21 protein-coding genes, 2 tRNA genes and 1 other RNA gene are annotated in these 21,606 nt (G+C 64.2%); 13 read left to right on the top strand and 11 right to left on the bottom strand.

The annotated features are described in order from the left end of the window. Window positions 1-193: 193 nt before the first annotated feature. A complete protein-coding gene (locus EB835_RS09545) occupies window positions 194-919 on the bottom strand; it encodes a FadR/GntR family transcriptional regulator (RefSeq protein ID WP_135809223.1) in 726 nt (241 codons plus the stop codon). Between the two features lie 125 nt (window positions 920-1,044). Between EB835_RS09545 and map the strand changes: the two genes are divergently transcribed. Beyond that, complete coding sequence (map, locus tag EB835_RS09540) at window positions 1,045-1,953, top strand: type I methionyl aminopeptidase (RefSeq protein WP_135809222.1); 909 nt, start codon at window positions 1,045-1,047, stop codon at window positions 1,951-1,953. A gap of 1 nt (window position 1,954) precedes the next feature. Beyond that, on the top strand, window positions 1,955-2,788 hold the full coding sequence (gene ppgK, locus EB835_RS09535) for a polyphosphate--glucose phosphotransferase (protein WP_135809221.1): 834 nt from the start codon (window positions 1,955-1,957) through the stop codon (window positions 2,786-2,788). Between the two features lie 58 nt (window positions 2,789-2,846). On the opposite strand, the gene rnpB is transcribed toward ppgK, so the two are convergent. Further along, window positions 2,847-3,210: RNase P RNA component class A (gene rnpB, locus EB835_RS09530), an RNA gene on the bottom strand. A 126-nt stretch (window positions 3,211-3,336) separates the two neighbouring features. On the opposite strand from rnpB, the gene yaaA reads away from it, so the two are divergent. Then, window positions 3,337-4,113, top strand: a complete 777-nt coding sequence (yaaA, locus tag EB835_RS09525; RefSeq protein ID WP_135809220.1) for a YaaA family protein — start codon at window positions 3,337-3,339, stop codon at window positions 4,111-4,113. 38 nt (window positions 4,114-4,151) lie between these two features. Here yaaA and EB835_RS09520 read toward each other — a convergent pair whose 3' ends face one another. Both EB835_RS09520 and EB835_RS09515 read right to left on the bottom strand, forming a co-directional pair. Further along, the gene (locus EB835_RS09520; RefSeq protein ID WP_135809219.1) at window positions 4,152-4,880 is read right to left on the bottom strand and encodes a zinc ribbon domain-containing protein; all 729 of its coding nucleotides are present in this window, start codon (window positions 4,878-4,880) and stop codon (window positions 4,152-4,154) included. 14 nt (window positions 4,881-4,894) lie between these two features. Next, a complete protein-coding gene (locus tag EB835_RS09515) occupies window positions 4,895-5,749 on the bottom strand; it encodes a Nif3-like dinuclear metal center hexameric protein (protein ID WP_135809218.1) in 855 nt (284 codons plus the stop codon). Between the two features lie 128 nt (window positions 5,750-5,877). Between EB835_RS09515 and EB835_RS09510 the strand changes: the two genes are divergently transcribed. Beyond that, window positions 5,878-7,419 carry a fatty acyl-CoA synthetase gene (locus EB835_RS09510; RefSeq protein ID WP_135809217.1) on the top strand — a complete coding sequence of 514 codons (1,542 nt, stop codon included), beginning with the start codon at window positions 5,878-5,880 and terminating at the stop codon, window positions 7,417-7,419. 144 nt (window positions 7,420-7,563) lie between these two features. Beyond that, window positions 7,564-9,018 (top strand): uracil-xanthine permease family protein, encoded by a 1,455-nt coding sequence (locus EB835_RS09505; RefSeq protein WP_135809216.1) that lies wholly within the window; start codon window positions 7,564-7,566, stop codon window positions 9,016-9,018. A gap of 469 nt (window positions 9,019-9,487) precedes the next feature. Here the strand turns inward: EB835_RS09505 and EB835_RS09500 are convergent. Further along, window positions 9,488-9,564, bottom strand: a tRNA-Pro gene (locus EB835_RS09500). 83 nt (window positions 9,565-9,647) lie between these two features. On the opposite strand from EB835_RS09500, the gene EB835_RS09495 reads away from it, so the two are divergent. Both EB835_RS09495 and EB835_RS09490 read left to right on the top strand, forming a co-directional pair. After that, the gene (locus tag EB835_RS09495) at window positions 9,648-10,145 is read left to right on the top strand and encodes a TetR family transcriptional regulator (RefSeq protein ID WP_135809215.1); all 498 of its coding nucleotides are present in this window, start codon (window positions 9,648-9,650) and stop codon (window positions 10,143-10,145) included. 118 nt (window positions 10,146-10,263) lie between these two features. Then, window positions 10,264-10,337 (top strand) — tRNA-Val (locus EB835_RS09490). 101 nt (window positions 10,338-10,438) lie between these two features. On the opposite strand, the gene EB835_RS09485 is transcribed toward EB835_RS09490, so the two are convergent. Continuing rightward, on the bottom strand, window positions 10,439-10,786 hold the full coding sequence (locus tag EB835_RS09485; protein WP_135809214.1) for a cupin domain-containing protein: 348 nt from the start codon (window positions 10,784-10,786) through the stop codon (window positions 10,439-10,441). Between the two features lie 112 nt (window positions 10,787-10,898). After that, the gene (locus tag EB835_RS09480; protein WP_135809213.1) at window positions 10,899-11,564 is read right to left on the bottom strand and encodes a helix-turn-helix transcriptional regulator; all 666 of its coding nucleotides are present in this window, start codon (window positions 11,562-11,564) and stop codon (window positions 10,899-10,901) included. Window positions 11,565-11,612: 48 nt separating this feature from the next. Between EB835_RS09480 and EB835_RS09475 the strand changes: the two genes are divergently transcribed. Continuing rightward, window positions 11,613-12,212, top strand: a complete 600-nt coding sequence (locus EB835_RS09475) for a DUF2249 domain-containing protein (RefSeq protein ID WP_135809212.1) — start codon at window positions 11,613-11,615, stop codon at window positions 12,210-12,212. Between the two features lie 28 nt (window positions 12,213-12,240). On the opposite strand, the gene EB835_RS09470 is transcribed toward EB835_RS09475, so the two are convergent. Then, on the bottom strand, window positions 12,241-12,717 hold the full coding sequence (locus tag EB835_RS09470; protein ID WP_135809211.1) for an Lrp/AsnC family transcriptional regulator: 477 nt from the start codon (window positions 12,715-12,717) through the stop codon (window positions 12,241-12,243). A 109-nt stretch (window positions 12,718-12,826) separates the two neighbouring features. On the opposite strand from EB835_RS09470, the gene EB835_RS09465 reads away from it, so the two are divergent. Together EB835_RS09465 and EB835_RS09460 are read left to right on the top strand one after the other, a co-directional pair. After that, window positions 12,827-14,008, top strand: a complete 1,182-nt coding sequence (locus EB835_RS09465) for a trans-sulfuration enzyme family protein (RefSeq protein WP_135809210.1) — start codon at window positions 12,827-12,829, stop codon at window positions 14,006-14,008. A 49-nt stretch (window positions 14,009-14,057) separates the two neighbouring features. Beyond that, window positions 14,058-14,819 (top strand): MerR family transcriptional regulator, encoded by a 762-nt coding sequence (locus EB835_RS09460; RefSeq protein ID WP_135809209.1) that lies wholly within the window; start codon window positions 14,058-14,060, stop codon window positions 14,817-14,819. 27 nt (window positions 14,820-14,846) lie between these two features. On the opposite strand, the gene EB835_RS09455 is transcribed toward EB835_RS09460, so the two are convergent. The 3 genes from EB835_RS09455 to EB835_RS09445 form a co-directional block, all read right to left on the bottom strand. Continuing rightward, window positions 14,847-15,251 carry an HIT family protein gene (locus tag EB835_RS09455; protein WP_135809208.1) on the bottom strand — a complete coding sequence of 135 codons (405 nt, stop codon included), beginning with the start codon at window positions 15,249-15,251 and terminating at the stop codon, window positions 14,847-14,849. 64 nt (window positions 15,252-15,315) lie between these two features. Next, window positions 15,316-15,783 (bottom strand): redoxin domain-containing protein, encoded by a 468-nt coding sequence (locus EB835_RS09450; protein ID WP_135809207.1) that lies wholly within the window; start codon window positions 15,781-15,783, stop codon window positions 15,316-15,318. Then, window positions 15,780-16,223 carry a DUF3052 domain-containing protein gene (locus tag EB835_RS09445; RefSeq protein WP_135809206.1) on the bottom strand — a complete coding sequence of 148 codons (444 nt, stop codon included), beginning with the start codon at window positions 16,221-16,223 and terminating at the stop codon, window positions 15,780-15,782. The genes EB835_RS09450 and EB835_RS09445 overlap by 4 nt, the downstream gene beginning before the upstream one ends. Before the next feature lie 293 nt (window positions 16,224-16,516). Here EB835_RS09445 and aceE point away from each other — a divergent pair, with 293 nt between their 5' ends. The 3 genes from aceE to EB835_RS09430 all read left to right on the top strand — a co-directional run bounded on the left by aceE (window position 16,517) and on the right by EB835_RS09430 (window position 21,594). Further along, complete coding sequence (aceE, locus tag EB835_RS09440) at window positions 16,517-19,279, top strand: pyruvate dehydrogenase (acetyl-transferring), homodimeric type (RefSeq protein ID WP_135809205.1); 2,763 nt, start codon at window positions 16,517-16,519, stop codon at window positions 19,277-19,279. A gap of 154 nt (window positions 19,280-19,433) precedes the next feature. Then, entirely contained in the window at window positions 19,434-20,633 is a 1,200-nt protein-coding gene (locus EB835_RS09435) for a PucR family transcriptional regulator (protein WP_135809204.1), read from the top strand. Window positions 20,634-20,688: 55 nt separating this feature from the next. Then, window positions 20,689-21,594, top strand: coding sequence for an ACP S-malonyltransferase (locus EB835_RS09430; RefSeq protein ID WP_135809203.1), 906 nt, complete (start codon window positions 20,689-20,691; stop codon window positions 21,592-21,594). Window positions 21,595-21,606 lie beyond the last annotated feature (12 nt).

Genomic DNA, 21,606 nt, shown 5'->3' with positions numbered 1-21,606 from the left:
ACGAACGATCCTCATCACGACTTGGCGGTCTTGCCCCGATGGAGTATCGGACCAAGACCGCCAAGGATGGTGAGCATGTCTATCAACTATGCTGACCCAAGCAGTCCAACTTTCCGGGACCAGTCCAGCGCGAGGTTGTTAAGCCGCCGTCGGGTAGTTGGGGGTTCGTCACAGTGGGGGCCCCGTCCGAGACTCAGTCCCGTGTGACGATGGTGGTGTACCTGAAGTGCTCCTCACACAGTCTTCCGGCCTCCACCGCGTCACCGGCTGCGATGGCCTCGACGATCGCGGCGTGGTCGTCCACGGCGTGGTCGAAGAGCTCCGCGGAGAACGGGTCGTGACGGAAGCCGGCGTTGATCTTCGTATCGAGATCGATGGCCATGCGCACGAGTTCCGGGTTGTGACCGGCGCGAGCGATGGCGAAATGGAACTGCGCGTCCGCAGTGCGGGCGGCGGCCGCCTCGGCGCGTTGGGAATAGACTTCGGCCAACTCACGGAGTTCGCTCAATTCCACCTCGGTGCGTCTGCGTGCTGCGGTCGCAGCCAGGGAATTCTGGAAGACAGCGCGCGCGTCGAGAAGATTCCGACGTTCGGCATGGAATTCGTCGATTCTGCCGGCCATGGGGGCCAGCGCCTCGGGGCGGGCGGTCTTGACGAACGTGCCTCCCCCACGCCCACGCCTGCGTTCGACGACTCCGAGCCGTTCAAGTCGAAGCAGAGCTGCCCGAACGCTCGAACGAGATACCTGCAGATCTGCAGCCAAGGTGCGTTCGCCCGGGAGCAGAGTACCTTCCGGCAGTGCTCCGACCGCGATTCCGGAGAGGATGTGGTCGGCGATCTGCTGCGGCGCGCTCGTCAGGCTCACCACTTCGCTCAGTCCGGCGAACTCGTGGCCTTCCGATGTCGTGTCCTCGCTCAATCTGCCTCCCGTCTCCTTGGCACGGCTGCTTCCGATTCTAGACTCCACTGCACCCGCGCCGCGGCATCGACAGGCGAGCAGGCGGCGGGACAAAGCCGAGTTTCCAGCATAAGATCGACACCATCATGACTGTTCACACTCGCCTGCTCACGCCCGGCACCATCTCGCCCGAACGCAGTGTGCCGAAGGACATCCCCCGCCCCGAATACGTCGGACGCGCCGACGCCGATGAGGGCCGTGGAAACAATATCTACAGCCCCGAGGAGATCGAGGTCGTCCGGGCCGCCGGTCGGATCGCTGCCAATGCTCTGGCTGCCGTCGGCGAGATGATCGTCCCCGGCATCACGACCGATGACATCGATCAGGTGGCACATGAGTTCATGTGCGATCACGGAGCATACCCCTCGACGCTGGGCTATCGCGGATTCCCGAAATCCGTGTGCACCTCCGTCAACGAGGTGATCTGCCACGGGATTCCCGATTCGACCGTCATCGAAGACGGCGACATCGTCAATGTCGACATCACCGCCTACTACCGCGGCATGCACGGCGATACGAACTATACGTTCACCGCCGGCGAGGTCGACGAGGAGTCACGCCTGCTCGTCGAACGCACCTATGAGGCGATGATGCGCGGAATCAAGGCGGTCAGACCCGGCCGTCAGATCAACGTCATCGGACGAGTGATCGAGAAATATGCGAAGCGCTTCGACTACGGAGTTGTGCGCGACTACAGCGGCCACGGTGTCGGCCGTGAGTTCCATTCCGGCCTCATCATCCCCCACTATGACGCGGCCCCCGCCCACGCCGAGGCGATCGAACTGGGAATGATCTTCACGATCGAGCCGATGCTCAACCTGGGCACGATCGACTGGGACATCTGGGATGACGCCTGGACCGTGGTGACGAAGGACCGCAGACGCTCTGCCCAGTTCGAACACACTCTGGTTGTGACCGAGACCGGTGCCGATATTCTGACTCTGCCCGATGCCGACTCCGCGATCGCCGCGGGACCTGCACACGAGGGGAATTGAGATGAGCGCGGAGACCTCCCCACGTTTTGCGATCGGCATCGACATCGGAGGAACCGGGATCAAAGCAGCTCTCGTCGATACGGTCACGGGCAGGCTGCCGTTCAAGCGGCTGCGTGAACTCACGCCGAAGCCGAGCACCCCTGAGGCGGTAGCCGCGACGATCGCCACGCTGCTGGATGCGCTCAGCGAGCGGGCCCTCGAGCTCGACCTCGTCTCCGACCGCGGCGATCTCGACTCTCTGCCCGTCGGCTGTGGCTTTCCCGGCGTCATTCGCGAGGGACGTGTCGAATACACGGCGAACCTCGACCAGAGTTGGATCGGTTCGCCCATCGCCGCGGTCATCGCGCAGAGCACAGGCCGCACGGTGTACTTCCTCAACGATGCGGATGCGGCCGGCCTGGCCGAGATGATCTTCGGCGCCGGTCGCAGACACCGGAAGAAGACGGTGCTGCTGACGACGCTGGGCACGGGAATCGGAACCGCCCTGTTCACTCAGGGCCGGCTGGTTCCCTACACCGAGCTCGGTCATATCGAGATGAATGGCGCCGACGCCGAGACTCAGGCAGCGGAATCGGTCAGGACACGACTGGGCCTGACCTATCCCGAATGGGCTGCCAGGCTGCAGCAGTACTATTCGATGATCGAACTGCTCGTCGCCCCGGACATCATCATCGTCGGCGGCGGAGTCTCGAAGTCCCATGACCAGTTCCTGCCGCTCATCAAGACGCGAGCGAAACTCAAACCGGCCAAGCTGTACAACAACGCCGGCATCGTCGGCGCGGGGATGATCGCGGTCAACGGCGGAAAGGCGAAGGTCCGTCGCAGCACCTCCTGACGGACCGCAGTCAGTCCTGAGTGGTCGACGTATGTTCAGAGGGCATGAAACCGAGAGTGAGGACAGGCCACCGATAAGCCGGGTTCTGTCGACGAGTCGGTCGCCCTTCTCGCCTGACGGTCATCTATCTGGGACCGATGTTGCCACCGGCCTCAAGCAATCCACCCGACGACTCGGCGAGCAGCCTCGAACGCCGTCTGTCTGATCTTGCTCCGGATGGGGTTTACCCAGCAGCGACGGTCACCCGCCGCTCTGGTGGTCTCTTACACCACCGTTTCACCCTTACCCAGTCAGAACTGGGCGGTCTGCTTTCTGTTGCACTGGCCCGCGGGTCGCCCCGGGTGGGAGTTACCCACCATCCCTGCTCTGTGGAGCCCGGACGTTCCTCAGCCGAAATCGGCCGCGACCGTCTGGTGACCTGTCCTCAAGCATCCCATTGTAGTCGCTCCGCGGTGCCGCGATGCACGGAGATGCTGTCGAAGCGAACGTGATGAACCTCATCCGCACCCGGTCCGAGCCCGATCAGTGCATGATCATACGATGGGAGGGTGAAGATCCTGCTGCCGCCTTCCGAGGGCAAGACTCCGTCGACAACCGGCCCCACGCTCGACCTCGACAGTCTCTCGGCTCCGGAACTCACCCCGAAACGCAAGCAGGTCATGTCCGCACTGAAGAAGGTCTCGAAGCGTCGAGATGCCCTCGAGAAGCTCGGCGTCGGGGCGTCGCTGACCGAGGACGTCGAACGGAACACGGTGCTCGATGAGATACCCTGTGCTCCTGCTCTGCTCACCTATTCCGGAGTCCTCTACGAGGCAATGGACGCAGGTGACCTGGTGGCCAAGGCGGACGGAGATGACAGTCTGCGCGAGCGCCTCCGCGACGTCCAGGTCTTCTCTGCCCTGTTCGGTCGCGTGCACGGACTCGATGAGATCCCCGCTTATCGATTGGCGATGAAGACCGATCTGGGGACTCTGGGCAAACTGACGTCGTTTTGGAAGCCGGTTCTGGCGAAGTCGTGTCCCCTCGACCCCGCCGAGGTGGCGCTCGACTGCCGTTCGAGCGATTACCGCTCCGTGTGGCCGGGCCCCCACGAACAGATCGTCACCATGGGCGCCGTGTCCGTCAGCGAAGGAAAACGACGTGTCGTCTCCCATTGGGCGAAGTTCTACCGGGGTGAGTTCGCCGGTCGGCTGCTCTCCGATGGCCGTCCGCTGCCGGGGACTGTCGATGAACTCATGGCTCGGGCCGAAGAGTCCTACGAGGTCGAATTCACCGCACCGACGAAGTCGAAACCAGCGAACCTCATGATCGTCCTCCGTGGCTGACCCGCTTTTCGGGACCGACGAGGTCGGCTGAATCGAATTCAGCTGCGGCGCAGCAGGACCGCTTCGCACTCCTCGCATTCATAGGTTTCGTTGACATCGGCGCCGAGCATCCCATGCCATGCGGCGCCACCGATCTCCTGACCGCACGCCTGACAGTTCGGCCCGTTGAGCAGCGCTGCTCCAGGACCGCCCTGCCGGACATTGGCGTCGAATGCTGTCAGCAGCTGCTGCGGCACTTCGCTGCGCGGCCCTGCCGCAGCGGTTTCGTTGTCGGCGATGAGTCCATGCAGTTCGGCCTTCCGCTCCTTCACCGCGGTCTGCACCTCTTTGCCGGAGGCCGTGACTTCGGCGATCCGGTCATCGACTGCCGAGAGTTCGGCTTCGGCGCCTTCGAGGCCTTCCATCTCCTCCAGCTGTGACTCCTCGAGTTCGGAGACCCGAGTTTCGTGTCCGGCGATCTCCTCCTGCAGATTCACCATGTCCCTGCTCGTCAGGCCGGTGCCGTCGTTGAGCTCGACGGTCTTCTTCTCTATCTTCGTCCGCTGTGCATCGATGAGTTCGCTCGCCTCGTTGATGGCCTGCTGGTGGCTCTCGACGACCGCGACGGCTGCGGTCCGCTCCTCTCCGAGCTCCTTATGGCGGGAGATGAGCTCCTGCAGCTCCTCGGCCCGCTTCGGGTTGTCGAGTTCATATCGCAGAGCACGTCCGTTGGCGGTGAGCTCGATGAGGGTCTGCAGTGCTGTTCTCTGGCTGTCGGTGATGAGCATCGTCCGTCTCCTCGTCAGTACCGTTCGACCCACGGGTCGGTGTTGACCGCCGAGTGCTGCAGCGAGACGCTGAACCCACGTGCGGCGAATTCGGCGTCGAGGGCTTCGGCCGCTGCGGTGAGCCAGACCGTCTCCGACGCCCAGTGGGAGACGTCGATGAGTGAGAGCCCACTCTCCCGGCGATTCGCGGTGTCAAGCGCCTCCGTGGCCGGGTGGTGGCGCAGGTCGGCGGTCACATACACATCGGCACCGCTGGCTCGGACCTCCTCGAAGAGCGAGTCACCGGCACCGCCGCAGACCGCCACACGGGTCACTGTCGCTGCCGGGTCCCCTGCGATGCGCACCCCGGTCGTGGTGCGCGGCAGATGATCGGCCAACCGTCTGGCCAAGTCCCGGACAGGAGTCGGCTGATCGAGGTCACCGACGCGACCGATCCCCGTCGGCAGGGAGTCGGTGCCCGATCCGCCAGCAGTGCTGTGGTCGGCCAAGGGCTGCGCATCCTTGATGCCCATGAGTGAGATGAGCACATCGGAGACGCCGCCGCGGGCCGAATCGGCGTTTGTGTGCGCATTGAACAGCGCAATGTCGTTGCTGATGAGCGTGTGCACGGCCCCGCCCTTCAGCGTTGCGGCGTTCACCGACTTCACGGGTTTGAGCATGAGCGGATGATGGTTGAAGACCAGATCCGCGTCCAGGACGACCGCCTCGGCGATCACAGCGTCCATCGGGTCGAGTGCCAAGAGGATCGATCGGACCTCAGCGTCGGGGTCACCGACGGCCAATCCCACGGAGTCCCAGGACCCGGCCAGGGCCGGCGGCCACAGCGAGTCGAAGATCTCAACGCAGTCGCTCACCTTCGGATGTCTCATGCCCCCACACTATTACATCGTGGCCGAGGATCATGGCCTGCGTGATGACACCTGGGAACATGCCGAGGGCGCAGCAGAGATCGGCGGACAGCTTTCGGCGAACGTGATTTCACTCATATATTTGAGCCATGACAACTACACGCATCTCCGCCGAGCCACCCATCATCAGAAATTCATCAACGGTCTCCGATCTCGTCCGCCGCAGTGCCGGCCGCTTCCCCACCGACACGGCCATTGAGTTCGCCGAGCGGACCTGGACCTATGCAGAACTCGACTCTGCCGTGACCGCGGTGGCCCGCGAACTCATCCGCCTCGGCGTGGCGAAAGGCGACAGGGTCGCCGCCTATGGGAAGAACTCCGACCTCTTCGTCCTTCTGTACCTCGGATGCGCCCGCGCCGGGTTCATCCATGTGCCGGTCAACTATCAGCTGAAGAACGACGAACTCGACTACATCCTCAACAACTCCGGTGCCGAAGTCGTCTTCGCCGATGCCGACCTCATGCCCGCTGTCACCTCCACTCCGACTGGGGCGGGTGCGCAGGTGATTAACTTCGCGACCCTTGTCCCGGTCGCCACTTCGGATTCGATCGCACCCGCCGGGACCGCAGAGTTCTCCGTCGACGACACAGATGTGGCACAGCTGCTCTACACCTCCGGCACCACCTCGGCGCCGAAGGGAGCGGTGATGACTCATCGCGCCCTCCTGCACGAGTACCTGTCATCGCTGATGTCACTCGACTTCTCAGCGACAGACCGTGCCGTCCACGCACTCCCCCTCTACCATTCGGCCCAGATGCACGTCTTCCTGATGCCTCTGCTGTCGATCGGGGCGCACAACATCATCGTTCCTGGCCCGGTTCCCGAGCAGCTGCTGGCCATCTTCGAAGAACGCACGATCAATTCGTTCTTCGCAGCACCCACCGTCTGGGTGGCCCTGGCCAACAGTCCCGACCTCGAGACCCGCAATCTCGACAGCCTGCGCAAAGCCTATTACGGAGCATCGATCATGCCCGGACCGATCCTCGACCGCCTGCGCACTCGGCTGCCTCAGCTGGGCTTCTACAACTGCTTCGGCCAGTCCGAACTCGGTCCTCTGTGCTCGGTTCTGCGCCCCGAGGAGCATGACGATCATCCCGGCTCGGCCGGTCGCCCGGTCATGTTCGTCGAAACCCGCGTCGTCGATTCCAGCGGAAACGATGTCGGACCCGGTGAAGAGGGAGAGATCCTCTATCGCTCCCCACAGCTGTGCGAAGGCTATTGGAATCGTCCGGAGGCGACCGCAGAAGCGTTCGAGGACGGCTGGTTCCATTCCGGAGACCTCGTCAAGGTCGATGAAGGCGGATTCATCGAGGTCGTCGACCGGGTCAAAGACGTGATCAACACCGGTGGTGTTCTGGTAGCCAGTCGTCAGGTGGAGGATGCGATCTTCGAACTCCCCCAGGTCGCCGAGGTGGCCGTGGTCGGAATCGCCGACGAGAAGTGGATCGAGGCGATCTCGGCATTCGTCGTCCTCAAGGACGGCCAACCTCCGCTGTCGGCCGAGGACGTCATCGCGCACGTGAAGAGTCGTCTGGCCGGCTTCAAGGTGCCTAAACGGGTGGAGCTTGTGGCTGAGCTGCCGAAGAACTCGGCAGGGAAGATCCTCAAACGCAGCCTGCGGGAGTCCTGAGTCCCAACAGCAGCGCCAGCGGCTCTGCTTCACTGACTGAGTCGGCGCAGCAGCGAACTGGAGCATAGTATTCATCCGATGGCCCGGCCTATGTCCGACCGCGGTCATCGGTTCGACACTGGGAAGAACGGAATGAGGAGCACAATGGCGGATTCGGCACAGACGGACGCCCGGGACCTACCGGGCCGTCGCAGCGCTTGGCGTCTGCACGGGGACGGACGGACGATCGCTCCCGGTGAGAAGGTGCTTCCCGAAGAGCGTCTGAGTTGGCCTCGGACTATCAGCATCGGCGCTCAGCACGTCGTGGCGATGTTCGGAGCAACGTTCCTCGTCCCGCTGCTCACCGGGTTCCCGCCGTCGACGACGCTGTTCTTCACCGCCATCGGAACGCTGCTGTTCCTGCTCATCACGAAGGGCATGATGCCCTCCTACCTCGGGTCCTCGTTCGGGCTGCTCGCTCCGATCGGTGCCGTCACGGGGTTCTCGGCAACCGCCGGCGAGGAACTCGAACCGCACGCCATGGCTCTGGCTCAGGGCGGAATCATCTCCGTGGGAGTGACCCTTGCCCTGGTCGGCCTCGTCGTCCATTTCGCCGGCGTGCGGTGGATCGAAGTGACCATGCCGCCCGTTGTCACCGGCGCCATCGTGGCACTGATCGGTCTCAATCTGGCCCCTGCCGCATGGGACTGGGTCAAGGCAGCGCCCCTGACGGCGGTGATCACGATCGTCGCAATTCTGCTGGCCACGGTGCTCTTCCGTGGGATGCTCGGCAGGCTCTCGATCCTCATCGGCGTCCTCATCGGGTACGGCGCCGCATGGCTGCAGGGCGAGCTTGACTTCTCCACAGTCGCTGAAGCCGGCTGGGTGGGGCTGCCCGCTTTCCACGCTCCGGCCTTCGACCTCGGCTACCTCGGGCTCTTCCTGCCCGTCGTCCTCGTCCTCATCGCGGAGAACATCGGCCACGTGAAGTCGGTCGCCGCGATGACCGGCCGCGACCTCGACCGACTGACCGGCCGTACTCTCTTCGCCGACGGCTTCTCCACGATCCTGGCCGGTTCCGGCGGCGGTTCCGGAACGACGACCTACGCAGAAAACATCGGCGTCATGGCCGCCACTCGCATCTTCTCCACCGCCGCCTACCTGTGCGCGGCGATCATCGCGCTCATCCTCAGCATGCTGCCGAAGTTCGGCGAGATCATCGCCACAATCCCACCCGGCGTCCTCGGCGGCGCGGCGACTGTGCTCTACGGAATGATCGGATTGCTCGGCGTACGGATCTGGGTGGAGAACAAGGTCGATTTCTCCAACCCGATCAATCTCAACACCGCTGCGGTCTCGCTCATCGTCGCCATCGCGAACTTCACCTGGACCCCGGGCGGACTGCAGTTCGAGGGCATCGCCCTGGGCACCGCCTCGGCGATCATCATCTACCAGGTTATGAAGGCGATCGCCCGGTGGCGGGGCACGGACCCCGATGCGTTGGTCGAAAACCTCGCCGAGGCACCTCACCGCACCGGTGTTCCCGCCGCGGGTGAGGCCAGGGCTCCCAGCGCGACCGGCTTCAGCGAAAAGCCCGAGAGGCCGGACTCGCCCGCCTGACGATCGGCCGCAGCTGGACCGAGCGCACGCACCGCGCGGGCCGGGGCACGGACAGTTCAGGCCGGGCGGCGTGGGCCGGAAGCACGGACAGCGCACAGACACCACAGACGGTTGGCCGCGAGCGATGGCGGCGAGGCTCCACCAGATTTCGTACGCGGGCGCATCACATTTCGTACGTGGAGCTTCACATTTCGTACGCGGGCGCATCACACGGCGTCCCACACATCTGTTCGCGTCATGATGGTATGGACGGAAAGTGGTATCGGCGACGCGATGTGCGCCGGAGACTCGCACGAAGGAGGCGAGACACCTGGTGCTCGGAAACTGGCCGCCTGATGCTCGGGCACTGACCGCCTGGCACACCGGACCAAACGCCTGGTGCTCGGGGTTTGAGAATCGGCAATGCGAGGGTGAGATGCGGCCGGGTGAATGCGAAGAGTGCCGCAACTTCAGTTGCGGCACTCGTCCCTGGTCGGGATAGCGGGATTCGAACCCACGACCTCCTCGTCCCGAACGAGGCGCGCTACCAAGCTGCGCTATATCCCGTGACCAGGAACTACTATAGCGAGGGGAACACGATCTGAAAAATCGAGACCGGCCGCTCACACAGAATGAAAGGAACGTCTCAATTGGCACTGACAGCCGAGACCATCACCGACACCGCTTTGGACATCCTTTCGCGCTACGGTCTCGGTGACCTTTCGATGCGTCGACTCGCCCGTGAGCTCGAGGTTCAGCCGTCCGCGCTCTACTGGCATGTCAAGGACAAGCAGTCTCTGCTCGTCCTCATCTCAAAAAGCCTCAAAGTCGAGGTCGACGCCGCGTGTCCCGTCACCGCCGACCCGCTTGCTGCGGCTATGTCCCTGCGCGAAGTCCTGCTGAAGTATCGGGATGGTGCCGAGATCGTGCTGCTCGGCTATTCGATCGCTGCCGCCGACGTCACACCCCAAGCACTGAGCAGCGAGCGACTGGGCGCCGAGATCTCGCAGGGCATCCTCACGCTGACCCTCGGGGCCGTGGCGGTCGAACAGAACCGCCGACTCTTCGACATCGACCCGGCCGGCGCCGCGGAGAACTTCGCGGCCAACGCCGCCGCAATGCTTGCCGTCATCCGGTCCCCGTCTTGACCGAAGTAGGCGGCACCGACCGGCAGGACCGTCCCAATCGGCTGCACCTCGAATTCGGCGGACCATCTCGGGTATGGCATACTGATCAGGCGCTCGCGAAGTCGTGGTCAGCGCAGTGGGGCCTATAGCTCAGTTGGCTAGAGCATCTCGTTTACACCGAGAGGGTCGGGGGTTCGAGTCCCTCTGGGCCCACCGGGACAAACGCCCTCCTTCGGGAGGGCGTTCTCGCATTCACACGGGCCCGGTGCTCCCGAACGCGGATTCGCTCAAAATGCCCGTCCCGCGGCTCTGCACTACGCGCCGCCGACATCCGTGCGGATCGTCAGCATGAACGCTGCGTCGCTTAAGGCTGTCACCGAGTGTCGCTGCGGCGGAATCGCAATGAGATCGCCTTCGGTCAGCTCCCAGGATTCGTCGTCCGCAGCCAAACGCACATCTCCCTTGAGGACTTGCAGGGTCGCCTCGGGCGGAGAGTCATGATCGGCGAGTTCTGCGCCCGCGGCCAGCGTGAGCACCGCCTGTCGAAGGTATGTGCCGGTGAAGACGCCTTTCGCCGCGCGGCCGCTGCGTGAACCTCGCGCCTTCTCCAGCAGTTCCGTGCTCAGTGATTCGATATTCTGTGCGCTCGGGTTGTCGGTCATCGGGGTCCTCTTTCCTCCGTTGGGGTCTACTCTTGGGTGGTGCGAAGCAGCAGGTTGGTGCACTGGCTGGGCGACGCAGGAATATTCTCATCCTCGTCGGCCGGTGCCGACCTCATCGTCGCCGCAGGTGGGCTCGGCAGGTCGTGGCAGTGGCAAAGGGGACGAGAGAGTCGACTGCGTATGGGGCCTGCGCGGCGTCAAGGAAGCCGGCCATCATCCCCTTGTGGATCGCACACACAAGCCTGCCGTGAGTGTCGAGGAACTCTCGCAGCGGACAGTTGTGCAGGTCGATCTCGGCGTCGTCTTTCACGCTCGGTGCGAACCCCGACGATTCGAGCGTCTCGAGGAGGCCTCTGACGGCGTCGGATTCCGTTCGGGCTGCCCGTTCGGCCTCGTCACTGCCCCATTGACAGCCCGCATCTTCGGCCTCATTCTCCGGATCGTCTCCTGCAGCGATGCGGGTCAGCAGGATCCGCGCGAGCAGATCGGCGCGAAGCCCCGCGGAGTTCCGCGTCGGCGGCAGTCGGAAGCGGAGTTCGGGGCGGCCCGGCGTGCGAGTCATCTGCCGTTCGCGGACGATCGTGCCGCTGCTCTCCAGGACGCCGAGGTGGAAGCGGACGGTGTTCGGATGAACGCCGAGGAGGTCGGCCAGTTCAGCCGCAGATGCGCTCGTCCGTTCGCGCAGAGTTCGCAGGATCTCCGAGCGGCGCTCATGTCGCGGCTCCGCTGATTCTCGCCGTCGGGTCGGGCCCGACGGGTCTGCGGTCATCGAATTCATGGTGATAGTTTATACAAGAATCACTTGGATCAATTCAAAGGAGCCGCAATGGCCGAAGAAGTCGTCATCGATGTCCGCACCGTCCCCAAGCCCGAGCGTCACCCGCGCATCATCAAGGCCTACGAGCAGCTCGAGGTCGGCGAGGGGCTGATCCTCATCAACGATCATGTGCCCGAGGGGCTGCGGGTGGAGATGGTTCGGGAGTACGCCGATGCGGTGGGCTGGGAACCACTCGAGAGCACTGAGGACGCGGTGCGGGTGCGCATCAGCAGGCAGGCCACCACTCCCACACCGCGGGTCGTTCTCGATGTCGCCGACGTCACTGATTCCGCCGATGGCGCCGCACCTTCCGGATCCGTCTGGCAACTGGATCCGCAGCAGCGTGACCTCGATGCCAATGTCATCGCACTCGGCCCGGGCGGAGAGATCCGTGAACACACGGGCCCCGATCTCGGCGTCCTCATCCACGTCCTCGCCGGTGCCGGCAAGCTGGAGACCGAGACCGGCACGATCGATCTCACTCCCGGTGAGATCGTGTGGCTGCCGCCTCGCTCACGCCGCTGGTTCATCGCCGACGCCGCGGCGGGGCTGCGCTACTTCTCAGTCCATCAGCGCAAGCAGGGGCTGACGATCACTGCTCGGTCCTGATAGCCGATTCCACGCACACCGCGGCAGGTCACTCCCCCACAGGGATCCAGGCCGAGCCGCCCTCGACCCTGTAGATGAGATTCGTACGGGTGTGCGCAACCGCAGGATAGCGCGTGAGGTAGTCGAGGACGAAGGACTGCACCGCCTCGGTGTCGGAGGCGACGATGTGCAGCAGATAGTCCTCGGCACCGGCCATGTGATACATCCTCACGACGCCGGGAAAATTCGGGGCAGCGGCGGTGAAGGCGTCGATCTCCGTGCGGTCGTGCTTGGCCAGCCGAATCGAGATGAGCGCCTGCAGCCCGACTCCCAAGGCCGCGGGATCGACGTCGAGGTGGAAGCCGCGGATGACGCCCACCGACTTCAGCCGCTTGAGTCTCAGCGAGACCGTCGACTCGGAGATCCCGACCGCCGCAGCGAGTGCCGCACCCGAGGCTCGCGCATCGGAGTCGAGCTCCCGCAGGAGGCTGAGGTCGGTGGCATCCAGTGAGACATTCTGCGACATGGATCACAGTCTCCCACAGCAGTTCGAAGATTCTCCGTATCTACGTTGATTCGTCGCAGATCATCGTCGACTGATTGCGACTGTTCGGAGAAGTGGATTGAATGACCCTATGAACTCCCAGCACCCCGAGACCCGCATGGTTCACGGCGGAATGGACGGCCTCACCGAAGCGGGCGTCCACGTTCCGGCCATCGATCTGTCCACCACCAACCCGGTCAACGACATCCGCACGGGCGGGGACTCCTATGAGAGCCTCGCCTCGGGACAGCCGCTCGGCAACGGGGACTCGGCGGTGTACCAGCGACTCTGGCAGCCGGGTGTCTCCCGGTTCGAAACCGCGCTGGCCGATCTGGAGATCGCGGAGGAGGCCGTGGCATTCGCCACCGGAATGGCGGCACTGACGGCGGCGCTCCTCGCAGCCGTCGACGCCGGGACGCCGCACATCGTCGCCGTCCGTCCGCTCTACGGTGGCAGCGATCATCTCCTCGAATCCGGCCTGCTCGGCACGACGGTGACATGGGCCGCTGAGGACGAAGTCGGCGATGCCATCCAGTCGGACACCGGCCTCGTCATCATCGAGACCCCCGCGAACCCCAGCCTCGATCTCGTCGATATCTCAGCCGTGGTCGCAGCGGCCGGGAACGTCCCGGTGCTCGTCGACAACACCTTCTGCACTCCGGTCCTGCAGCGCCCCATCGCCCACGGTGCCGCTCTGGTCCTCCACAGTGCCACGAAGTACCTCGGCGGTCATGGCGACGCCATGGGCGGAATCATCGCGACGAACTCACAGTGGGCTGCACGCCTCCGCCGGGTGCGCGCAATCACGGGCGCGCTGCTGCACCCGATGGGCGCCTACCTGCTTCACCGCGGCCTGCGTACGCTGTCCGTGCGCATGCGCGCGGCGCAGGACACCGCCGCGGAACTCGCCCGCCGGCTCCGGCCACGGCCAGAAATCGCGAAACTGCACTACCCGGGCCTGCCCGACGGTGACCCCCGGGGCCTCATCGGTCGGCAGATGGACGGCGGCGGGGCGATGATCGCGATCGAGCTCGCCGGCGGCTTCTCGGCGGCCGGAACCTTCGTCGAACACTGCTCACTCATCGTCCACGCCGTCTCTCTCGGCGGGGTCGACACCCTCATCCAGCACCCCGCTTCGCTGACTCACCGTCCGGTCGCCGCGACTGCGAAACCCGGGGACTCCCTGGTCCGCATCTCGGTCGGCCTCGAACACGTCGACGACCTCGCTCAGGATCTGTTCGCCGCCCTCGACGCCATCAGCGCAGCCGCCTGAGGATCATTCTCTTGACCTTGACGCTGCGTCAACCTCTATTGTCTTCGTCATGGACTGGTCCATTCAGGAGACAGCACGGCTGACGGGAACGACGAGCCGAACTCTGCGTCACTACGACGCAATCGGCCTGCTGCCGGCGACGTACATCGCCGCCAACGGCTACCGCTGCTACGACGAGGCGGCACTGGTGCGTCTGCAGCGCATCCTGCTCCTCAAGGAGTTGGGGCTGCCGTTGGCTCGGATCGCCGAGGTGCTTGATCTCACCGAGGATCCGATCGCAGCGCTTGAGAATCATGTGCTCTCACTCGGACGCGAACGAGAGCGCATCGACAGGCAGATCGCCGCCGTCACCGCGACCATCACACGATTGAAAGCAGGTGAGCCGCTCATGGCGAAAGAGATGTTCGATGGTTTCGACCATCGGGAGCACGAACAGGAAGTGACCGAAAGGTGGGGTGCCGAGGCGTATCGACGCTCCGACGAATGGTGGTCAGGATTGAGTGCTGAGGAGAAGACGGACTGGAAGGCCCGTGTCGAGGCGCTGTCCCAGGATTGGATCGCGGCCGCCGAGGCGGGCGCCGGCCCCGAATCGGACCGGTGCCAGGCCCTGGCGGCCCGCCATATCGAATGGCTGACGTCAGTGCCGGGCACTCCAGCCAACGACCCGAACGGTGATCTCACCGGCTATGTCCGCGGACTCGGCCAGACGTACGTCGACGATCCGCGGTTCGCGGCCAACTACGGTGGGAGCGCCGGAGCCGAACTGGTCAGGGACTCACTCGACCATTACCTCGAGACCCACCGGGTCTGAGGCGACTCCTCTCGGTCCTCCACTGCCTCAGGACAGCTCGGAGAGTGCCTGCCGGATCTTCTCGGCCGGCACCTCCAGCTGTTCCGGTGTCTGCATCGGGGCGCGGTCGCTGATGTCGAAATCATCCATCGAATTCGTCGGCAGGACGTGGATGTGCAGGTGGGGCACCTCGTAACCAACGATGAGGAGGCCGATGCGCTCGCAGTCGAAGGCCCGCTTCTGGGCTTCGCCGATCGTCCTCGCCACGGCGGTGAGATGATCGAGCAGCTCCTGATCAGCATCGATCCAATGCGAGATCTCCTCACGCGGAACGACCATGACATGGCCCTCCGTCATCGGAGCGACATCAAGGAAAGCGACGCACTTGTCGTCCTGGTGGACGAACGTGCCGGGGATCTCCCCGTTGATGATCTTCGTGAACAGCGTGGCCATAGGATGTCCTCCTCAACAGTCTCCGAAGCTGCCGTCGACCGGCACCTCGGTTGTGGCTCGATGGTCAGAGGCTGGAGCGCGCCGCGGCGAAATCCTCGGAGAAGTCTCGAGTCTCTGTGCGGGCGACCTGCCTGCCATACACGATCGTACCCTCAGGTGAGATGACGAAGACTGCTCGTTCGGCGACTCCGTGGATCTCGTCGAAGGCACCGAACGCGCGCGCAGCTTCACCGTGAGGCCAGAAGTCCGAGACCAGAGAGACATCGGTGCCTGCCTGCCGAGCCCACGCGGCCAGTGTGTATTTGGAGTCTGTGGAAACGACGACGACGTCGACGGCATGCGAACCCTGCCGCATACGCTCCTGCCACCCGTCGAGGGCGGCGAGTTCGTCTCCGCAGATCGGAGAGAAGGCGAACGGAACGAATGCGAGCACGAGCGCGGCACGCGGGGCCGCCTCGGTGAGGGTGATGACCGATCCGAGATGATCGGGAAGGGTGAGCTCCGGGGCCCGGTCACCGGGCCGCAGGATCATGAATAGTTCTTCTTGCCCACGAGCCGGAATCCGGCCCAGTCATCGGCGGCACTGACCGTCGAGGTCACATGCATACCGGCGGTGGGCGCCGCTTCGGAGATGTCAGCGGGGCTGATGTGCCCCGGGCGGTTCGCCTTCGGGCTGAGCAGCCACACGACTCCGCCCTCCTTCAGAGTGGTCTGGGCGTCGACGAGGCCGTCGATGAGGTCATCGTCGTCCGACCGCCACCACATGAGGATCACGTCGTAGACATCATCCTCTTCGCCGTCGGCGATCTTGTCTCCGATGATGTTCTCGATCGCCTCGCAGAGTGCCTGATCGACGTCATCGTCGTAGCCGACCTCTTGCACATAGTCGCCCTTCTTCAAGCCGAGGTTGTGTCCCAGCTCGTTTGCGAGGGTCGAAGTGGAGGATGTCCTTTCAGAAGCGGAGTTGCTCATGCCTGTATTGTTCCGCCAACAGTGGTCAAGGTGCAAATATCGGCGCGTCCACGCGCGGCAAGCACACTCAAACAACACTCAATCAGCGCACCGGGCTGTGACCGGGTCTGCTCGATGGCCACATTCGTCAGAGAGATCACAACTTCACGGGAGCGCTAAGTTTGGCTGCCCGTACTAGGCTGACAGGTGTATCGGGTGGACCCTGGGCTCAGCCAACCTGCGGAGCGCACACCATCTGATGGACATGATCTCTACACCAAAGAAGATCGTGGAGCTGAAGAGAGGACCACATCGTGGACAATCGGAATCAGGGCGGACCCATCCTCAACGGGCTGCCCAGCCAGGTGCCCGACATCGACCCGGAGGAGACCGCTGAATGGCTGGCCTCCCTCGATGGCCTCATCGATGAGGGCGGTCGGTCTCGAGCACGCTATGTCATGCTGCGCATGCTCGAACGCTCACGCCAGAAGCAGATCGGCGTGCCCAGCGTCACCGCCACCGACTACGTCAACACCATCGGCCCGGAGAACGAACCCTGGTTCCCCGGCGATGAAGAGGTCGAACGCCGCTACCGCCGCTGGAACCGCTGGAATGCGGCCATGCTCGTCCACCGTGCCCAGCGTCCCGGTGTCGAGGTCGGCGGACATATCTCCACCTATGCCTCCTCGGCGACTCTCTACGAGGTCGGACTCAACCACTTCTTCCGCGGCAAAGACCATCCCGGCGGCGGCGACCACATCTTCTACCAGGGCCACGCCTCCCCCGGAATGTACGCCCGCGCTTACCTCGAAGGCCGGATGAGCGCCGAACAGCTCGACGGCTTCCGCCAGCAGCAGTCGCACTTCATCGACGGCAAACCGCAAGGACTGCCCTCCTACCCGCACCCGCACCAGCTGCCCGATTTCTGGGAGCACCCGACGGTGTCGATGGGACTGGGGCCGATGAACGCGATCGCGCAGGCACAGTTCGACAAATACCTGCACAACCGCGGAATCAAAGACACCTCACAGCAGCAGACCTGGGCCTTCCTCGGTGACGGTGAGCTCGACGAGCCCGAGAGCCGCGGCATGCTCCATGTCGCCGCCTTCGAAGAGCTCGACAACCTCAACTTCGTCATCAACTGCAACCTGCAGCGCCTCGACGGCCCCGTCCGCGGCAACGGTAAGATCATGCAGGAGCTCGAGTCGTACTTCCGCGGTGCCGGTTGGAACGTCATCAAGGTCGTCTGGGGACGCGAATGGGACGCGCTTCTGGCCAAGGACCGCGACGGTGCGCTCGTCAACCTGATGAACGTCACCCCTGATGGCGACTACCAGACCTACAAGGGCGAGTCCGGTGGGTTCGTGCGCGACAACTTCTTCGGCCGGGACCCGCGGACGAAGGCGATGGTCGAGGACTACAGCGACGAGCAGATCTGGAACCTCAAACGCGGCGGTCACGACTACCGCAAGGTCTTCGCCGCCTACAAAGCCGCGATGGCGCACACCGGTCAGCCGACCGTCATCCTCGTCAAGACCGTCAAGGGATACTCGCTCGGCCCTCACTTCGAGGCCCGCAACGCCACGCACCAGATGAAGAAGCTCACGGTCGACGACCTCAAGCTCGCCCGTGACCACTTCCAGATCCCGATTTCGGACAAGCAGCTCGAGGAGAACCCGCAGCTGCCCCCGTACTACCACCCGGGAGTCGACGCTCCCGAGATCAAGTACATGCAGGAGCGCCGCGCCGAGCTCGGCGGCTACTCCCCCGAACGTCGGTCCACCCATATCGATCTCAAGATGCCCTCCGACAAGGCCTACCAGGCCGGTCGCCGCGGATCGGGCAAACAGGAGATCGCCACCACGATGGGCTTCGTGCGCGTGCTCAAGGACCTCATGCGAGAGAAGGAGTTCGGTCACCGAATCGTGCCGATCATCCCCGATGAGGCTCGCACCTTCGGCATGGACTCGTTCTTCCCGACTGCGAAGATCTACAACCCGCACGGGCAGAACTACATCTCCGTCGACCGCGACCTCTTCCTCGCATACAAGGAAGCCACGGACGGTCAGCTGCTCCACGTCGGCATCAATGAGGCCGGAGCGACCGCAGCGCTGACGGCGGTCGGCACCTCGTATGCCACGCACGGTGAGCCGATGATCCCGTTCTACATCTTCTATTCGATGTTCGGCTTCCAACGCACCGGCGACTTCTTCTGGGCCGCCGGCGATCAGATGGCTCGCGGATTCGTGCTCGGCGCCACCGCAGGACGCACGACGCTCGTGGCCGAAGGCCTCCAGCACGGCGACGGACACTCGCATGTGCTGGCCTCGACCTACCCGTCCGTGGTCTCCTACGACCCGGCCTTCAGCTACGAGATCGCGCATATCGTCAAAGACGGCATCCATCGGATGTACGACCCCGCCGACGAGCGCGACCCCGACGTGCTCTACTACATCACGATGTACAACGAGCCGATGGTCCAGCCGGCCGAGCCGGAAGACCTCGACGTCGACGGAGTGCTCAAAGGTCTCTACCTGTTGAAGAAGGGACCCGACAACGGCGGACCAAAGGTCCAGCTCATGGCGTCCGGGGTCGGTGTGCCGTGGGTTCTCGAGGCTCAGGAGCTGCTCGACCAGGACTGGGGCGTCTCCGCCGATGTGTGGTCGGTGACCTCGTGGACGGAGCTGCGACGCGACGGACTGGATGCTGAGAACGAGCGCCTGAAGAATCCACAGGCCGAACCGCGCGTACCCTTCGTGACCGAGAAGATGGCTGAGACCGAGGGACCAGTCATCGCGACCTCGGACTACATGCGCGCAGTTCCCGACCAGATCCGTCAGTACGTGCCCAGTCACTTCACCTCGTTGGGCACCGACGGCTACGGAATCTCGGACACCCGTCCGGCAGCACGTCGCTATTACCTCGTCGATGGGCCGTCCGTGGTCACCCAGGCGCTCATCTCGCTGGCTGACACCGGAAAGATCTCGATCGACAAGGCCGCCGAGGCGGCGCAGAAGTACCAGCTCGACGATGTCCGTGCCGGCAGCTCGGGTTCGACCGAGGGTGCAGGCGCCTGATACCCCCTGCCGCCTGAACGCTGAAACCTGAACGCTGAAACCTGAGCGCTGATATGGCCGGAGTCTCCAAGACTCCGGCCATGTTTGTCACCCTCTTCAATTGTTTGTATGTCGCTGACAACGGAGTTGTTCTCTTTCGTCTAAACTCGTGGTCATGATGTCTGATGCCGAGACCCTGCGCCGTCGCGCCGAAACCGCCCGCAGACTCCGCGCAGGAGTCGGTGTCCTGTCCTCGGTGACTCTGCAGCGGCTGGAGGCACAGCTGCCCTGGTACCGTTCGATGTCGTCATCCGACCGCTCCTGGGTGGGACTGCTCGCCCAGTCCGGCATCTCCTCGTTCGTCGACTGGTACCGCAAACCCGATACGAATCTGCGGGTGGTCTCGGACATCTTCAAGACCGCACCACGCGATCTCATCCGCGCCATCAGCCTGCAGCAGACTCTGCAGCTGCTCAAGATCGTCGTCGAGGTCGTCGAGGAGCGCGTTCCGGACATCGCTCGTCCGGTCGAACAGCCGGCCCTGCGAGAGGCCGTGCTCGTCTACTCCCGTGAGATCGCCTTCGCCGCCGCCGATGTCTATGCCCGTGCCGCCGAGGCCAGAGGCAGCTGGGATGCCCGCCTCGAAGCGATGGTCGTCGACGCTCTCGTCCGAGGCGATTCCGTTGATGAGCTCGCCAGTCGCACAGCTGCCTTCGGCTGGCAGTCCGAAGGGCCCGTATGTGTCATCGTCGGCCGCGCCCCGCAGCGCTCGGCGAAGAAGGGATTGGACGGCATCCGCCGCAAGGCCAGCAGGTGGGCCGATGACGCCCTCGTCGGCATCCACGACAACCGACTGCTCATCGTCCTCGGCGGGGTCACAGAACTCGACGATGCCGTCGAGGACCTCTCCGACTGCTTCGGACCGTCCGAAGTGATCGTCGGACCTGCGGTGCCTGGCCTCGCCGAGGCGGCCACCTCGGCGAAGGCGGCGATCCGGGCACTCAAGGCCGCGACCGCCCGCCCGGATTCCCCACGCCCCGTCAAGGCCGATGACCTCCTGCCTGAACGAGCCCTGTCCGGGGACCGGATCGCCTTGAGCGAACTCATCGAGCGCTATTACCAACCGCTGACCTCCGGAACGGGTCAGCTGCTCAAGACCGTGAGCGCCTATGTCGAATTCGGGTCCTCGCTCGAGGCCACGGCCAAGGCACTGTCCGTGCACCCGAACACCGTGCGCTACCGGCTGCGGAAGATCACGGACGCCATCGGGCTCGATCCGACGACCTCGCGTGATGCCTTCGTCATTCACATCGCGTTGGTGTACGGGCGACTGTCCGAGGACGGCGTATTGTCGGACAGCGACAAATCTCATTGATTTCGAACCAGAGTCCATTAGATTGATCCACGGAACCCAACGAAAAGAGAACTGAGTGCTTGCAATCACCTGTCCGGGCCAGGGAGCCCAGAAGACCGGTTTCCTGAGTTCGTTCCTCGAACTCGATACCTTCTCGGCACAGATCGACGAACTCCAAGCCGCCTCGGGGATCGATCTGCGTCTGCATGGAACCGATTCCGATGACGAGACGATCAAGGACACCGCGGTGGCTCAGCCCCTGCTCGTCGCCTCCGCCATCGCCTGCGCAGCCGAACTCGGTGCCAGTCCAGCCGTCGTCGCAGGCCACTCCGTGGGTGAGATCGCCGCAGCGCAGATCGCGGGCATCTTCACTCCCGCCGACGCCATGCGCTTCGTCAAGGTCCGTGCCGACGGAATGGCCACCGCTGCCGCCGCCGCACCGACCGGCATGTCCGCTGTGGTCGGCGGTCAGCCCGACGATGTCCTCGCCGCAATCGAGGCCGCCGGGGCCAGCCCTGCCAATGTCAACGGCGGAGGCCAGACCGTAGCCGCCGGTTCGCTGGAATCGCTCGAGGCGCTGGCCGAGGACCCGCCGGAGCGCGCTCGGGTCATCTCGCTGCCCGTGGCCGGTGCCTTCCACACCGAGTTCATGGCTGCGGCCACCGAGGATCTCGCTGCCACCGCCTCGGCGATGGAGGTCTCAGATCCGACCGTGTCCATCCTCAGCAACTCCGACGGCGCTGCTGTCGCAGCCGGTCGTGAGTACGTCGACCGTCTGGTCAAACAGGTCACGAACCCGGTGCGCTGGGACCTGTGTCAGGAGTCGCTGCTGAACTCCGGGGTCACCGGAATGATCGAACTCGTCCCCGGTGGAACCCTCACCGGCATCGCTCGACGCGCCATGAAGGGCGTCGAGACATTCGCCGTCAAATCAGCCGCCGACCTCGACGGCGCGCGTGAGTTCGCGGCAGCCCACGCCTGAGAATCGAAGGAA

It is taken from the genome of Brevibacterium sp. S22 (genome assembly GCF_004745485.1).
Taxonomy (GTDB): Bacteria; Actinomycetota; Actinomycetes; order Actinomycetales; family Brevibacteriaceae; genus Brevibacterium.
The sequence above is the reverse complement of the archived record's forward strand: the minus strand, read 5'-3'. Positions and strand labels throughout refer to the sequence as shown.

Coding starts and splice junctions, on each gene's coding strand:
- map (WP_135809222.1), top strand. CDS start 1,045: ATGACTGTTCACACTCGCCTGCTCACGCCCGGCACCATCTCGCCCGAA.
- ppgK (WP_135809221.1), top strand. CDS start 1,955: ATGAGCGCGGAGACCTCCCCACGTTTTGCGATCGGCATCGACATCGGA.
- EB835_RS09520 (WP_135809219.1), bottom strand. CDS start 4,880: ATGCTCATCACCGACAGCCAGAGAACAGCACTGCAGACCCTCATCGAG.
- EB835_RS09515 (WP_135809218.1), bottom strand. CDS start 5,749: ATGAGACATCCGAAGGTGAGCGACTGCGTTGAGATCTTCGACTCGCTG.
- EB835_RS09510 (WP_135809217.1), top strand. CDS start 5,878: ATGACAACTACACGCATCTCCGCCGAGCCACCCATCATCAGAAATTCA.
- EB835_RS09505 (WP_135809216.1), top strand. CDS start 7,564: ATGGCGGATTCGGCACAGACGGACGCCCGGGACCTACCGGGCCGTCGC.
- EB835_RS09485 (WP_135809214.1), bottom strand. CDS start 10,786: ATGACCGACAACCCGAGCGCACAGAATATCGAATCACTGAGCACGGAA.
- EB835_RS09480 (WP_135809213.1), bottom strand. CDS start 11,564: ATGAATTCGATGACCGCAGACCCGTCGGGCCCGACCCGACGGCGAGAA.
- EB835_RS09475 (WP_135809212.1), top strand. CDS start 11,613: ATGGCCGAAGAAGTCGTCATCGATGTCCGCACCGTCCCCAAGCCCGAG.
- EB835_RS09470 (WP_135809211.1), bottom strand. CDS start 12,717: ATGTCGCAGAATGTCTCACTGGATGCCACCGACCTCAGCCTCCTGCGG.
- EB835_RS09465 (WP_135809210.1), top strand. CDS start 12,827: ATGAACTCCCAGCACCCCGAGACCCGCATGGTTCACGGCGGAATGGAC.
- EB835_RS09460 (WP_135809209.1), top strand. CDS start 14,058: ATGGACTGGTCCATTCAGGAGACAGCACGGCTGACGGGAACGACGAGC.
- EB835_RS09455 (WP_135809208.1), bottom strand. CDS start 15,251: ATGGCCACGCTGTTCACGAAGATCATCAACGGGGAGATCCCCGGCACG.
- EB835_RS09450 (WP_135809207.1), bottom strand. CDS start 15,783: ATGATCCTGCGGCCCGGTGACCGGGCCCCGGAGCTCACCCTTCCCGAT.
- EB835_RS09445 (WP_135809206.1), bottom strand. CDS start 16,223: ATGAGCAACTCCGCTTCTGAAAGGACATCCTCCACTTCGACCCTCGCA.
- EB835_RS09435 (WP_135809204.1), top strand. CDS start 19,434: ATGATGTCTGATGCCGAGACCCTGCGCCGTCGCGCCGAAACCGCCCGC.